Here is a 13,460-nt window from a genome sequence, read left to right on the forward strand (position 1 = left end):
CGCGCCGGAGCATCGTTGTTCGACTCAAAAAATACAAGCGAGCGAGATCATGGCGATGAACTTTGATACGCGGTACACGGACGTATCGACAGCCGACGAGTTGCGGCTGTCCGATTATCTGGCCGCGGTGATGCGCAACTGGAAGCTCGTGACGCTCGTCACGCTCGCCGTGGTCGCGCTCGGAACCCTCTACGCCTACCTTGCGCCGCCAACCTTCAGAGCGGACGCGATGATCCAGGTGGACGAGGCCAGCGCCAACACTCCGACCGCCGGCGCCAACGCGGTGCAGGCGGTCGTTCCGCAGTTGACCGACACGAAGTCCGTGACCGCCGCGCAGATCGAACTCCTGCGCTCGCGCCTCGTCATCGACGATACGGTGCGGCGCCTGCATCTCGACATCAACGCGTCGCCGCGTACGTTGCCGGTCGTCGGCAAGCTCGTCGGCAACGTGTTTTCGATGCTGAACAGGCCGGTTCCGCCGGGATATCTGTCGCGCTTCGCCTGGGGCGACGAAGCGATCGACGTGCCGCTCTTCGACACGCCGAAAGCGCTCTACGACAGGAAGTTCACGCTCGTCGCCGCCGAACGCGGCACCTACATGCTGAAAGACCCCGACGGTCTCGGCATTCTCACCGGCCACGTCGGACAGGAAGCGTCGGCCATGACGCCGCAAGGTCTCGTCACGCTCAAGGTGGACAAGCTCGTCGGCCAGCCGGGCGTGCAGTTCGACCTGCAACGCTTCTCGACGCTCTCGACCATCGATCGCTTGCAAAAGCGGCTCACCGTGGCGGAGACCGCGCTGCAATCGGGCATTATCGGCGTATCGCTGGAAGGTAGTAATCCGAAGCAAATTGCGGCGATCGTCAATAACATCGCGAATCGCTATGTGCAGCAGGACACGCAGAAGCGCTCGGCCGAAGCCGAACATACGCTCGCGTTTCTGGAGCAGCAACTGCCGGCCGTGAAGAAGCAGCTCGACGAAGCCGAGCAGCGCTACAGCTCATTTCGCAACAAGCAGGGCTCGGTGGATCTCTCCGAGGAAAGCCGTCTTTTGCTGCAACAGGTCGTCGATAACAAGACGAAGCTCACGGACCTGCAACAACAGCGCGCGGAGCTTTCGCTGCGCTTCACGGCGAATCACCCGTCGGTGCAGGCGCTCGATGCACAGATCGCCGCGCTCACCGCCGCGCAGACGCGCCTCGGCAAGAACGTATCGACGCTGCCCGATACCGAGCAGACCGCGCTGCGCTACATGCGCGACGTGCGCTCGAGTAGCGAGCTCTACACGAACCTGCTGAACAGCACGCAGCAACTGCGCATCGCGAAGGCGGGGCAGGTGAGCAACGTGCGCATCGTCGATCTCGCGCAAGTCCCCGACGATCCCGTGCGTCCGAGGCGCGCGCTCGTGATCCTGATCTCGGCGGCCATCGGGCTCGTGCTCGGCATCGTCGTCGCGTTCATCCGCAAGGCGCTGTATGGCGGCGTCGAGCGGCCGGAAGACATCGAACGCCAACTGGGCACGCGCGTCTTCGCGATCGTGCCGCGCAGCACGCAGCAGCTTCGTCTGCAACGTCAGGTCGGGATGCGCCGCGAAGGGCTGCACGTGCTCGCCGCTCAAGCGCCGGAAGATGCGGCGGTCGAAGGCATCCGCAGCCTGCGCACTTCGCTGCAACTGCAGCTTTCCGACGCGCGCAACAACGTCGTCATGCTGACCGGTTCGCGTCCGGAAGCGGGCAAGTCGTTCCTGTCGGCGAATCTCGCGACGCTCGTCGCTTCGACGAGAAAGCGCGTGCTGCTGATCGACGCCGACATGCGCCGCGGCGACATTCATTCGCACTTCGGCGTGCGCCATTCGCCCGGCCTTTCCGAGGTGCTGATGGGCGCCGACGTGCTGGACACGATCCTTCACGACGTGCTGCCCGGCGTCGATCTCATCCCGAAGGGCTCGCTGCCGTCTCATCCGGCGGAGCTTCTCGCAAGCGACCGCTTCGGTGAAATGCTCGCCGAGCTGAAGCAGCACTACGATCTCGTCGTCATCGATACGCCGCCGGTGCTCGCCGTGACCGACGCGACGGTGATCGGAAGGCATGCGGGCACGAGCCTGCTCGTCGTGCGGCACGGCAAGAATCAGGTGCAGGAGATCGGAGAGACGATGAAGCGCCTGTATCACGGCGGCGTGCACATGAAGGGCGTGCTGCTCACCGATGTTCCGCAATCCAAGGTGTTGATGGGCAACACGTACGCCGGTTACTACGGCTACGAAAGCATCGCGGAGTAAAAAAGCCGCCGGGCTTTCAATACGGCGACTTGTAGATGTCGCGCGAGCGCGCAGCGGTCGGCGCCGGCGGGTTCAGGCCCGGCGGCGCCGGATAGAGCGCCGCCGCCGCGCTTTTCGGCGCCATCATCGCGCGGGCGTCGGCCTTGTGTCCGCTCGGACGCAGCCGCGCACCGCCCGCGGGATTTCCCACATATCCGTTCTGCTGCGCAAGCAGTTTGTCGGTCGACGATGCGTCGGTAAGGTCGCCGGCATGCGCGGCCGCAGTCATGGCCAGCGACAGAAGCGCCGCGCCTAGCTGATGTTTCATCGTCTCCTCCGGGCTTGTCGGGTGCATCTGAACAGGATATTGCGCGCAGTGACCCGCTCACGCCAAAAATCATGCACGAGCGGCCATCTGCGCCGTCCCGCACGCGATGCCGCGGCGTTTTACGCGCGACGAAAGCGGGCGTCGTTATAATCGCCGTCCGACCTGGTTTTTAGGCTGTCCGTCCGTGAAAAAGCTCATCGTTCTTGCATTCGCTTCGGTTGTCCTCACCGCCTGCTCGTCCGTCGAGAAGGAGCAGCAGAAGGAGCGCACGTTCCTGCTCTCGCAGGATTCGCTCGATACCGCGCAGCGCAATGCGACCGTCGCGTGCCGCGACACCGCGCAGTGCGATGCGGCCTGGAAACTGACGAAGACCTACGTCGAGCAGAATTCGAAGGAACGCCTGACCCGCGCCGACGATGCCGCCATCGAAACCGATGTTCCGTCGGGTTCAGGCAAGCCGGTGTTCTCGGCGACGCGCGTCGCGAACGGCAACGGCGCGACGATCTCGCTCTTCGCGCAATGCAAAGACATGTATGGCGACGAACGCGCGCGCGGCTCCGATTTCGACGACTGCGCGACGAAGATCATCTCCGTGCAGAACGGCTTCGCGCCGTATCTGAGGAAGCATCTGCCCGCGCAGTGAAGCGAGCGCGTCAGCGCGCGGGCAGCGTGCCCGGCGCGCGCGGCGGTTGCGCAGGCAGGAATTCCGTCAGCGGCTCTTCAGGGGCCGCGCCAAACCAGGGCGGTCGCGGCGGCGGCTCGTGCCCGGACGCTTCGGCGGCGCGCATCAGCATCGTGTGCGCGATGCGCGCGTACGACGCGACGACGAGCCCGAGCGCGACACCGAACACCACACCCGAAAAGCGATCGCCGAGCGGATTGCCGCCGATCGACGTCGCGGGCAGCGCCGCAAGCACGAAGAGCGCGCGTCCGAGCACGGGCAGATGCGGCGCGTCGGGCACGCGTTGCCGCCACGCGCGGTACGCCATCGAGCCGCGCCAGAGCGCCCACAGCACGGCGAGCGGCAGCGCGAGGCCGAAGAGCAGACCGCCCGCGAAAAACTGATAGACCCAGAAGTCGTGGCCGGCCGCCCACATTCTGATCGCGTAGAAGTCCTTCTCGCCGATCATGCCGGCGAGATCGGGCAAGTACGACGGCGAATAGCGATAGTCGTGTCCGTAGCCCATGCCCACCAGCGTCGATAGCGTCGAGGACGTCGTCTGATCGACCTGATCCTTCATTTCCGCGAGACGCGCGATCGCGACCGGATCGCGTGCGGGTTGCGCATCCGTCGCGAACGGCATGTGCCGCAACCAGGCTTGCGCGACGCTCGGGAAGAACGAAGCCGATGCCGCCGCCATCGCGCCGAGCAGCGCCAGAATCACGACCGCGCGCAGGCCGGTGGTGAAGAAAGGCCGGATCGACGGCGAGGCGAGCCACGTCGCGTACGCGATGAGCAGCGCCGTGCCGGCGAGCAGGCTCGGCGTGGCGCAGAAAATCTCGATGACGATCGTCGCGAGAAAGAGCAGCGCGGCGAACTTCGCGATGCGTTGCGCGAAGACGAATTCGTGCAGCAACAGTCCTTGCAGACAGAGGAACGTGACCGGCATGACGTGCATGCTCATGTTCGCGGCGCCGTCGGACATGAGCAGGTCGTAGCCGATGCCGGACACGAGCGAGGCGATCATCGCGCCGATCAGCGCGCGTTCGATCTGTTCGAGACGCTGCGCATCCCACGGACGGCAGCCGACGAAGTAGCCGAGCAGCATCAGCAGGAACGGCAGGATCACGCGTGCGTAGTTGCCCGCTTCGTTGCCCTGCAGCAATTGCGTGGCGACGCTGCCGAAAATGGTGAGCAGGAAGAGCGAGGTGACGAGCGCGCGCATGCGCGAGCGGCGTGCGAAGCGCGGCGCGATGAGCAGGATCGCGCAGGCGGCGCCCATCGACGTCACGGTGAGCACGATGTCCACGGCGCGGCTCGCCGTCTCCACGCTCTTGAAGTCGAACGCGAGCGGAAGCAGGCAAAGCCAGATCCAGACGACGGCGAACTTGTTGCGCATGACGGCCCCGGGAACCCCATTTTTTGCGTCGAATATATCAGCGGCTTTCGACGCGCGCCGTCGCAACGGCGTCAGCCGACTATTGTTCGGCGCGAAACGACGGACGCGCATGTGCGCCGCACCACGCATCGCGCGGCACGTTGCTTTCGCTGCGATGCATGGCCGCAAAGCACGCGATTCTGGCGGATCGTCCCCGATTTCCGGACCGAAGATGCAATGGCCGGAAGCGACATGCTCCGGCCCGAGACCACTCGATACGTGCGATGTGCGTGCTCGTGCCGATACGAGGTAACCCCGGCTCCGGGGCAAGCAGGCCCACGAGGACGCGCGGCTTTTGCCGCGCAAGCCACTCGACAACAAGCGACCCTCGCAGAAGGGAACGGCATGGGCTTGTTCGGCACGACACGCATGCAGAAACCCGATCGATCGATACGATTCGATTTCATCCGGGACTTGCGAGCATCGCGGAGAAGAGTGGTCCGATTCGCACGTCACAACCGCGCCATTCAATGCTGGCGCGCGCGCCGATTTTCGCGTATCTATACGATCGCCCTTGTCTCACCGTCACACACGCGACTCACACTTCGATGACCGGCCACGCGCTCACGCGGCCGGGCCTGCGCGCGTTCTCGATCCACACCATCATTCAGGAGACTCCCATGTCCGACAGGCTCAGCATTTCCACGCCCGATGGCAATTTCGACGCCTACGTCGCATATCCCGCGCAGACGCCCGCGCCGGCCGTCGTCGTGATTCAGGAGATATTCGGCATCAACGCCGACATGCGCGAAACCTGCGACGAGTACGCGCGCCAGGGCTACGTCGCACTGTGTCCGGACCTCTTCTGGCGGCTCGAACCGAACGTCGAGCTCACCGACCGGACCGAAGCCGAATGGCAACAGGCGTTGAAGTACTACAACGCGTTCGACGTGAACACGGGCGTCGAGGACATCGCGGCGACCATCGGCTTTGCGCGCGGGCTCTCGCAGGTGAAGGGCAAGATCGGCTCGGTCGGATTCTGTCTCGGCGGACTGCTGTCCTTCCTGACGGCCGCGCGCACCGATGTCGATGCATCGGTTTCCTATTACGGCGGCGGCACCGATCAATACCTCGGCGAATTGCCGAAGATCAAGGTGCCGCTCATGCTGCATCTCGCGGAAGAAGACGAGTTCATTCCCGCCGACGCGCGCAGTCGCGTGCTCGCGGCGGTGCAGGGGCACGCGAACGTCGAGGCGTTCACGTATCCCGGCTGTCATCACGCGTTCGCGCGCAACCAGGGCGCGCACTACGACGCTGCGTCGGCGCAACTCGCGAATGGCCGCACCGCGGAATTCTTCAAGAAGAATCTGACGTAAGCGACGCCGCAAATAAAAACGCCGCCCGGAGCGGGGCGGCGTTGTCGTCACGTTATTTCTTCACCGTATGCGGCCGTCGAACCACGAGCCAGCGCGGCGACTTGAAGCGCACGATGCTCATGTAGAGCCACACATACGTCGCCGCGAACACGACGACGAAGCAGAACAGATGCACCGTGTGCCGCCAGAAGAGCGTCGCGGGAATCACAGCGATCAGGCACAGCAGCCACAGATACGGCGACGTGAGCGAGTTGCGCCGCGTGAGTTCGTGCGCGTTCTTCGCGCCGACGGCCCAGCGCATCAGCCGCTTGTAGACGAGCATGTGCAAATGCACGCCGTCCGGAATGCCGGGCGAGATGCCGCGAATGAACTTCTTGCGATAGATCGAGAAACACGTCTCGAAGATCGGGTACATGAAGAGCAGCACCGGATACCACGCGGAGACGTCGCGGTTGCGCATCACGAGCAGGATGGAAAGTTCGCCCAGCATGAAGCCGACGAAGTACGCGCCGCCGTCGCCGAGAAAGATCAGGCCGGCGGGAAAATTCCAGATGAAGAAGCCCATCACCGCGCCCATCATGATGAGCGAGCCCGACAGCACGACGGGATCGTGCACCTGGAACGCCACGTAAGCGAGCGACGCGAACATCATGAAGCTGACCATCGACGCGAGGCCGTTGAAGCCGTCGATGATATTCACCGCGTTCGCGAGCGCCGCGACGGCGAGCACCGTCACCGCGCAGGAAATGACCGCGTAGGACAGCAGGAAATCGAGCGGCGGCACGCTGATGCGCGTGACTGCGATATTCAGGAATGCGTATGCGAGACCGGCGGCGGCCATCGTGCAGACGAGGCGGGCGAGCGGCGAGACGCGCTTGGTCAGGTCTTCGGTCAGCCCGGAAAGAAACGCCGGCAAGCCGCACGCGACGATGCCGAGAATGCCGGCCGACACGGCCGGATAGCTCCATCGCAACTGCACGGCCGACGCGGTCAACCCGCAAATGATGCCCACGCCGCCGATGCGCGGCACCGGACGCGCGTGAAACTTCTGCACGCCGGCGAGATCGGTGTCGCCGAGCACGCCTTCCTGCAGATGCGCGAAACGCACGATGAACAAGGTCACGAGCAGCGAGACCAGAAAAGCAAGCGCGAAACTAAGCATGAAAATAGAACCGGTTGAGAGAAGCCGCCCCGCATCGCTCCGAACGGCCAAGCGGGGCGCAGCGAGACTTTACGCGAACCCTTGCGGATTTTGCGACTGCCAGCGCCAGTGATCCGCGCACATCCGTTCGATGCCATGCTCCGCGCGCCAGCCGATCAGCTCGGCGGCGGCGGCCGGATCGGCGTAGCAGGCGGCGATGTCGCCAGGGCGGCGCGGCACGAGCTCATACGGCACGGGCCTGCCCGACGCCGCCTCGAACGCCTTCACGACATCGAGCACGCTGTAGCCCTGGCCCGTGCCGAGATTCACGACGAAGCTGCGATCGAGCGTCTGGAGTGCGTCGATGGCCGCGATGTGCCCGCGCGCCAGATCCACCACGTGAATGTAATCGCGCACGCCGGTGCCGTCGTGGGTCGCGTAATCGCTGCCGAACACGCGCAGGCGCGCGAGCTTGCCGACGGCCACCTGCGCGACATACGGCATCAGGTTGTTCGGAATGCCCGCCGGATCTTCGCCGATCAAACCGCTCTCATGCGCGCCGACCGGATTGAAATAGCGCAGCGTCGCGATGCGCCATGACGAATCGGAGACTTCGAGATCGCGCAGGATCTGTTCGGCGATGAGCTTCGACTGGCCGTACGGATTGGTCGCCGAAAGCGGAAACGATTCGTCGATGGGCACGCTCTTCGGCATGCCGTAGACCGTCGCGGACGAGCTGAACACGAAGTTGCGCACGTTGCGCTCTTTCATGACCTTCAGCACGGCGAGCAGGCTGCCGATGTTGTTGTTGTAGTACTCGACCGGCTTCTCGACCGATTCGCCCACCGCTTTCAGCGCCGCGAAGTGGATCGCGCCGGTGATGTCGTGCGAATCGAAGATGCGGTTGAGCGCGGCTTCGTCGCGCGCGTCGGCTTCATGAAACACGAGGCCCTTGCCGGTGATGCGCTCCACGCGCTTCAGCGATTCGGCGCGGCTGTTGACGAGATTGTCGATGACCACGACGCCGTAGCCCGCGTCGAGCAGTTCGACGCACGTATGCGATCCGATGAAGCCCGCGCCGCCGGTGACGAGAATCGTGCCCTTCGTCGGCTGATTGCCATTCATCTTGTGCTCTCCCGATTGCGTGAATCAAAGTGAAATGCCGGTAATGGCAAGTATTGTGCCCTTGTAGCGTTCGACGACATTTTTTTCGTCGAATTCGCTCGTGACCTTTTCGCGGCCGCGCTGCGCCATCGCTTCGCGTTCGGCGCGTGAGAGCGTCAGCATGCGTTCTAGCGCTGCCGTCAGGCTGTCGGCGCTCTTCACTTCGCAGAGCAGGCCGTTCACGCCGTGCTCGACGACCTCGCGGCAGCCGGGCACGTCGGTGGCGACGATCGGGCGGCCCATCGCCGACGCCTCCATCAGCGTGCGCGGCACGCCTTCGCGATACGAGGGCAGCACGACGCAGTCCGCCGCGGCCACGAGCGGGCGCACGTCGTTCGCTTCGCCCAGATATTCGACGATATTCTCCGCTTCCCACTGCTGCACGTCGGTGCGGCTGATCGCGCTCGGATTGTCGACGCCGACCGGCCCGAGCAACTGAAAACGCGCGCGCGGATATTTCGCGCGAATCCTGCGCGCGGCCTCGACGTATTCCGCCACGCCCTTGTCCCACAAAAGCCGTCCAATCAGGATGAACACGAAGTCCTCGCGCGCGGGCAGCGGCTGCAACGCGAATTCATCGAGATCGACGCCTTCGCCGTGCAGACGCCGCGCGCGATCCGGATGCGCGAGCAGATTCTCGTGCAGGAAGGCTTCGTGATCGTCGCGATTCAGGAACCAGATTTCGCGCGGAAAGCGGAACGCGAAACGGTACAGCCGCTTCGCAACCTGCGCCGTGCGGCTCTTCTGGATGAAGACGTAGCCCAGGCCCGTCGTCACCGCGATCGACGGCACGCGCGCGAGCATCGCGGCGAGCGAGCCGTAGATATTCGGCTTGATCGTGTAGTGAAACACGATATGCGGACGCGTCGCGCGATATTCGCGATAGAGCGCGGCGAGCGTTCTCAAATCCTGGCGCGGGTCCGTTCCCTTCGATGCGACCGGCAGCTCGACGCAACGGCAGCCCATTTCCGTGAGCGGCTCGAAAGTGCGGTCGCGCGGCGCGATGATCGTCACTTGCGCGCCGCGCGCGGTCAGCATGCGCAGCACGCCCTGCCGGTAGGTGTAGATCGCCCACGCCGTGTTGCAGACGAGGGCGATGCGAAGACTCGGTTTTTCTTTCGTCATCCGGAAGTCATGGAAGTCATGGTTCGACGGCATCGATCGCGCGAATGTTCACGCGGAGGACGCACGCTTCAGCAAGCGCGCCTTCAAACCCCGCAGCGCGCGATACGGCAAAACGAGATGCGCGACGCTTTTCGCGACGCCCGCCCAGTCGAGCGGATGCGTTACGCGCAGATGACGCAGTTGCAGACGCAGCGTCGACATGACCTGCGCGCGCCGTTTCGTCGCGCTGATGCCGCTTTCGTTCAGTTCATAGAAGAGCCCGAACTCGGGCAGGTTCGCGCCGTCGTGCTGTTGCAGCAGGCGCAGGATCAGATCGAGGTCTTCCGCCGCGCGATACTGCGCGCGATAGTTGCCCGCTTCGATCACGGCATCCACACGCAGCATCAGCGACGGATGCGTGAAGCACGTGCGCGCGAGCATCATGCGGCGGATCGCGGCGGGTTCGGCCGGCGGCATCAGGTCGAAGAGCGGCGCGCCTTTCGTCGACACCACATGCGTCCACATGCCCAGCACCGCGACGCGCGGATGCGCCTCCATGTACGCGCGCTGCTTCGCGAGACGGTTCGGCGTTGCCAGATCGCCCGCGTCGATGCGCGCCGCGTAACGCACGCCACGCGCGGCGAGCGCCGCGACGCCCGCTTCGAGCGCGCGCTCGATGCCGCCGTTTTGGGGCATCTGCAGAATCTCGATGCACATGCCGCCGATGACAGGCGCGACGATCGGCGGCGCGCTGCCGTCGTCGACGATCAGCACGTTCACCGTCGCGGCTTCGCTGAACGACGCGAGCGTGCGTTCGACATCGGCCTGGCCGTTGAACGCGGGCATCAGCACGGCGACATCGGAGAGATCGTTCATGCGCGCAGCCGGAAACGGATGTAGTAGAAGTTCACCGACGCCGCCGCCACATAACCCGCCGCGAGGCCGATCAGCGCGCCGAAGCCTTCGATGCGTGGAATCGTGAACCAGTTCACCGCGAACGCGACCGCCAGCGCGAACAGCCATTTCGACAACAGCACGTACTTCGCCTGATATTTCAGCACGACGAGATTGCCGATCGCCTCGATGCCCGCCGGCACGGAAAGCCACACGGCCCAGCGGAAGATATCGGCGGCGCCGGCGTAGTGCGGCCCGAACACGCGCGCGATGATGAAGCCCGCGAGCGCATCGAGGACGGCGGCGCCCGCGATCATCAGCACGGCGGTCATCGCGAAGAGGCGCACGAGGTTGCGTTTGAGGCGCGCGGTTTCCTGCACGCGATAGACGAACGCCGGCGCAATCGTCTGCGAGAGCATCAGCGCGAGCGCGATCCAGTTTTCGTTCAACTGCTGCGCGGCGGAATACAGGCCGAGTTCCGCGAACGACACGCGATGCGCGAGCATCAGCCGGTCGAGCTTCAGAAACAGATACATGCAGATGAGCCCGAGCCAGAACACCGTGCCGGCGCTCGCGAAATGTCTGAACAGTGCGCGATCGAAGCGCCAGCCGAGCGTGCCGCCGTGACGCCGCACGTAATACGCGACGAGCGCGGCGCTGATCGCCGCGGCTTCGAGCGCCCAGAGCCAGCCGAAGCTCGACGGCGCGGCCATCGTGCGCACGAGCGCGAACACGAGCGCCGCCTTGACGATGGCCGCCGCCATGCTCGCGATGAGCTGCGGCTTGCTGTAAGTGAGACTTTGCAGCCACGAATTGACGACGCCGATGAACGGCTCGCGAAAGAGCATCGTGACGGCGAGGCCGGCGAGCATCAGGCCGACCATCGGGTCGGTGCCGCCCGCCGCGATCCAGATCCATGTGACGATCAGCGCGATGATCGACACGCCCATGCGCAGCACGAACGCGCTGCCGAGCACCGCGCCGGTTTCGGCGGGCGGGCGGTGGACGATCGTCGGCACGAGAATTTCCGCGCCGCAGACCCAGGTGATCGGCGCGATCACGAGCAGCAGCGTGTTCGCGTATTGCCATTTGCCGAAGACGTCCGGGCCGAGATAGCGCGCGAGCAGTCCCGAAATGACGATCGCGACGGCGATCTGCGTGAGCCGCTCCAGCCCGAGCCAGACGATATTGGCGAGCGCGCGGGCGACGTCCGGATTGCCGGAACGCGTCAGCGCCTTCATGCGATGCATCCTGCCGCGCAAGCGGGCACGCCGCGTGCTACCTGAGCCTGAACGCCCTGTGCGCGCGCGTGATCGGTCAAGTTTTGTGTGTTTGCACGCAGACGCGCCTCATTCGAAGGCATCGAGGCGAAAGAGCGTTTGAGCATTGGATTAGAATGAACGCGCATGCTTTGACCGCCGCGCGCGACCACGAGAGCGCCGAAAGACAGCGATTATAAGTGCGATCCAGGGTCGGCCCGCTGCCCGGTTTTTTTGCTTCGAATTGTTTCATTCGCATTGCTTTCACAAACGCGTAGGCAGAATTCGATACGTCATCCGGCAGTCGTTCGCGCTGCGCTCGCAGCGCCGGCGCGCCAATCGTCACGACCTGCATGCCCTCATGGCTGCATCGCCGAGAAACCATCAATTAATAGAGAAGAGGTAGCCATCTCATGAGCCAAGTATCCCAATCCATCTTCAAGGCCTACGACATTCGCGGGATCGTCGGCAAGACGGTCGACAAGGATGTCGCGAAGAGCATCGGCCAGGCTTTCGGCAGCGAGATCAAAAAGCAGGGCGGCGACTCGGTCGTGGTCGCGCGCGACGGTCGACTCTCCGGTCCCGAACTCGTCGGCGCGCTCGCGGACGGCCTGCGCGCGGCGGGCGTCGATGTCGTCGATATCGGCATGGTGCCGACGCCCGTCGGTTACTACGCGGCGAGCGTGCCGCTGCCGTTGCCTTCGGGCGAGCGTCGCGTGGACTCGTGCATCGTCGTGACGGGCAGCCACAATCCGCCGGATTACAACGGCTTCAAGATGGTGCTGCGCGGCGCGGCCATCTACGGCGAGCAGATTCAGGGCTTGTACAAGCGCATCGTCGACAGCGACTTCACGACGGGCGAAGGCACGTACACCGAGTTCGACGTGTCGCAGATGTATCTTGATCGCATCGTGTCGGACGTGAAGCCGGTGCGCCCGATGAAGATCGTCGTCGATACGGGCAACGGCGTCGCGGGCGGTCTCGCGCCGAAACTGTTCAAGGCGCTCGGCTGCGAGCTGGTTGAGCTTTTCACGGAGATCGACGGCAATTTCCCGAACCATCACCCGGACCCCGCGCATCCGGAAAATCTGCAGGATGTGATCAAGGCGCTCAAGGAAACGGACGCCGAAATCGGCTTCGCATTCGATGGCGACGGCGACCGTCTCGGCGTCGTCACGAAGGACGGGCAGGTGATCTATCCGGATCGTCAGTTGATGCTGTTCGCGCAGGAAGTGCTGTCGCGCAACAAGGGCGGCCAGATCATTTATGACGTGAAGTGCACGCGCAATCTCGCGAAGTGGGTGCGCGAGCAGGGCGGCGAGCCGGTGATGTGGAAGACCGGCCACTCGCTCGTGAAGGCGAAACTGCGCGAAACCGGCGCGCCGCTCGCGGGCGAGATGAGCGGCCACGTGTTCTTCAAGGACCGCTGGTACGGCTTCGACGACGGCTTGTACACCGGCGCGCGCATGCTCGAAATCCTGTCGCGCGTGGCGGACCCGAGCAAGCTGCTCAACGATCTGCCGAATTCGCTGTCGACGCCCGAACTGCAATTGAAGCTGCAAGAGGGCGAGAATTTCGAACTGATCGCGCGGCTGCAGAAATCGGCGAAGTTCACCGGCGCGGACGACGTGCTGACCATCGACGGCTTGCGTGTGGAATATCCGGACGGATTCGGGCTCGCGCGCTCGTCGAACACGACGCCGGTTGTCGTGATGCGCTTCGAGGCGGATAACGACGCGGCGCTGAAGCGGATTCAGGAAGATTTTCGTCGCGTGATTCTGGCTGAGAAGGCGGATGCGAAGCTGCCGTTCTGAGCGGATTCGGCGGTAGATGACTCTACGGGCGGCTGGCCCGAAGGTTTTGCGGGCCGGCATTTCGTAGTGCTTGACGCGGTGTGG

Annotated in this window: 11 protein-coding genes; 4 read left to right on the top strand and 7 right to left on the bottom strand. The window is 64.3% G+C overall.

Features of this window, described 5'->3' with window-relative positions:
- Positions 1–49 precede the first annotated feature (49 nt).
- Positions 50–2,278: a polysaccharide biosynthesis tyrosine autokinase gene (locus NOV72_RS15440; protein ID WP_106855471.1), complete on the top strand. Its 2,229-nt coding sequence runs from the start codon at positions 50–52 to the stop codon at positions 2,276–2,278.
- Positions 2,279–2,294: 16 nt separating this feature from the next.
- Here the strand turns inward: NOV72_RS15440 and NOV72_RS15445 are convergent, their stop codons facing one another.
- Entirely contained in the window at positions 2,295–2,585 is a 291-nt protein-coding gene (locus NOV72_RS15445; RefSeq protein WP_106855472.1) for a hypothetical protein, read from the bottom strand.
- Between the two features lie 184 nt (positions 2,586–2,769).
- Between NOV72_RS15445 and NOV72_RS15450 the strand changes: the two genes are divergently transcribed.
- A complete protein-coding gene (locus tag NOV72_RS15450; RefSeq protein ID WP_106855542.1) occupies positions 2,770–3,228 on the top strand; it encodes a hypothetical protein in 459 nt (152 codons plus the stop codon).
- A gap of 10 nt (positions 3,229–3,238) precedes the next feature.
- Here the strand turns inward: NOV72_RS15450 and NOV72_RS15455 are convergent, their stop codons facing one another.
- Positions 3,239–4,645 (bottom strand): hypothetical protein, encoded by a 1,407-nt coding sequence (locus tag NOV72_RS15455; protein WP_106855473.1) that lies wholly within the window; start codon positions 4,643–4,645, stop codon positions 3,239–3,241.
- 659 nt (positions 4,646–5,304) lie between these two features.
- Between NOV72_RS15455 and NOV72_RS15460 the strand changes: the two genes are divergently transcribed.
- Positions 5,305–6,000: a dienelactone hydrolase family protein gene (locus tag NOV72_RS15460; RefSeq protein ID WP_106855543.1), complete on the top strand. Its 696-nt coding sequence runs from the start codon at positions 5,305–5,307 to the stop codon at positions 5,998–6,000.
- A gap of 52 nt (positions 6,001–6,052) precedes the next feature.
- Here the strand turns inward: NOV72_RS15460 and NOV72_RS15465 are convergent, their stop codons facing one another.
- The 5 genes from NOV72_RS15465 to NOV72_RS15485 all read right to left on the bottom strand — a co-directional run bounded on the left by NOV72_RS15465 (position 6,053) and on the right by NOV72_RS15485 (position 11,544).
- Positions 6,053–7,162 carry an MraY family glycosyltransferase gene (locus NOV72_RS15465; protein ID WP_106855474.1) on the bottom strand — a complete coding sequence of 370 codons (1,110 nt, stop codon included), beginning with the start codon at positions 7,160–7,162 and terminating at the stop codon, positions 6,053–6,055.
- Between the two features lie 69 nt (positions 7,163–7,231).
- Positions 7,232–8,266, bottom strand: a complete 1,035-nt coding sequence (galE, locus tag NOV72_RS15470; RefSeq protein WP_106855475.1) for a UDP-glucose 4-epimerase GalE — start codon at positions 8,264–8,266, stop codon at positions 7,232–7,234.
- Between the two features lie 24 nt (positions 8,267–8,290).
- Complete coding sequence (locus NOV72_RS15475) at positions 8,291–9,430, bottom strand: glycosyltransferase family 4 protein (protein ID WP_106855476.1); 1,140 nt, start codon at positions 9,428–9,430, stop codon at positions 8,291–8,293.
- 48 nt (positions 9,431–9,478) lie between these two features.
- Positions 9,479–10,285 carry a glycosyltransferase gene (locus NOV72_RS15480; protein WP_106855477.1) on the bottom strand — a complete coding sequence of 269 codons (807 nt, stop codon included), beginning with the start codon at positions 10,283–10,285 and terminating at the stop codon, positions 9,479–9,481.
- The gene (locus NOV72_RS15485) at positions 10,282–11,544 is read right to left on the bottom strand and encodes an oligosaccharide flippase family protein (protein WP_106855478.1); all 1,263 of its coding nucleotides are present in this window, start codon (positions 11,542–11,544) and stop codon (positions 10,282–10,284) included. The genes NOV72_RS15480 and NOV72_RS15485 overlap by 4 nt, the downstream gene beginning before the upstream one ends.
- A gap of 431 nt (positions 11,545–11,975) precedes the next feature.
- Between NOV72_RS15485 and NOV72_RS15490 the strand changes: the two genes are divergently transcribed.
- Complete coding sequence (locus tag NOV72_RS15490; RefSeq protein WP_106855479.1) at positions 11,976–13,376, top strand: phosphomannomutase/phosphoglucomutase; 1,401 nt, start codon at positions 11,976–11,978, stop codon at positions 13,374–13,376.
- Positions 13,377–13,460 lie beyond the last annotated feature (84 nt).

Origin of the sequence: Caballeronia novacaledonica (genome assembly GCF_900258035.1) — a bacterium.
GTDB lineage: Bacteria > Pseudomonadota > Gammaproteobacteria > Burkholderiales > Burkholderiaceae > Caballeronia > Caballeronia novacaledonica.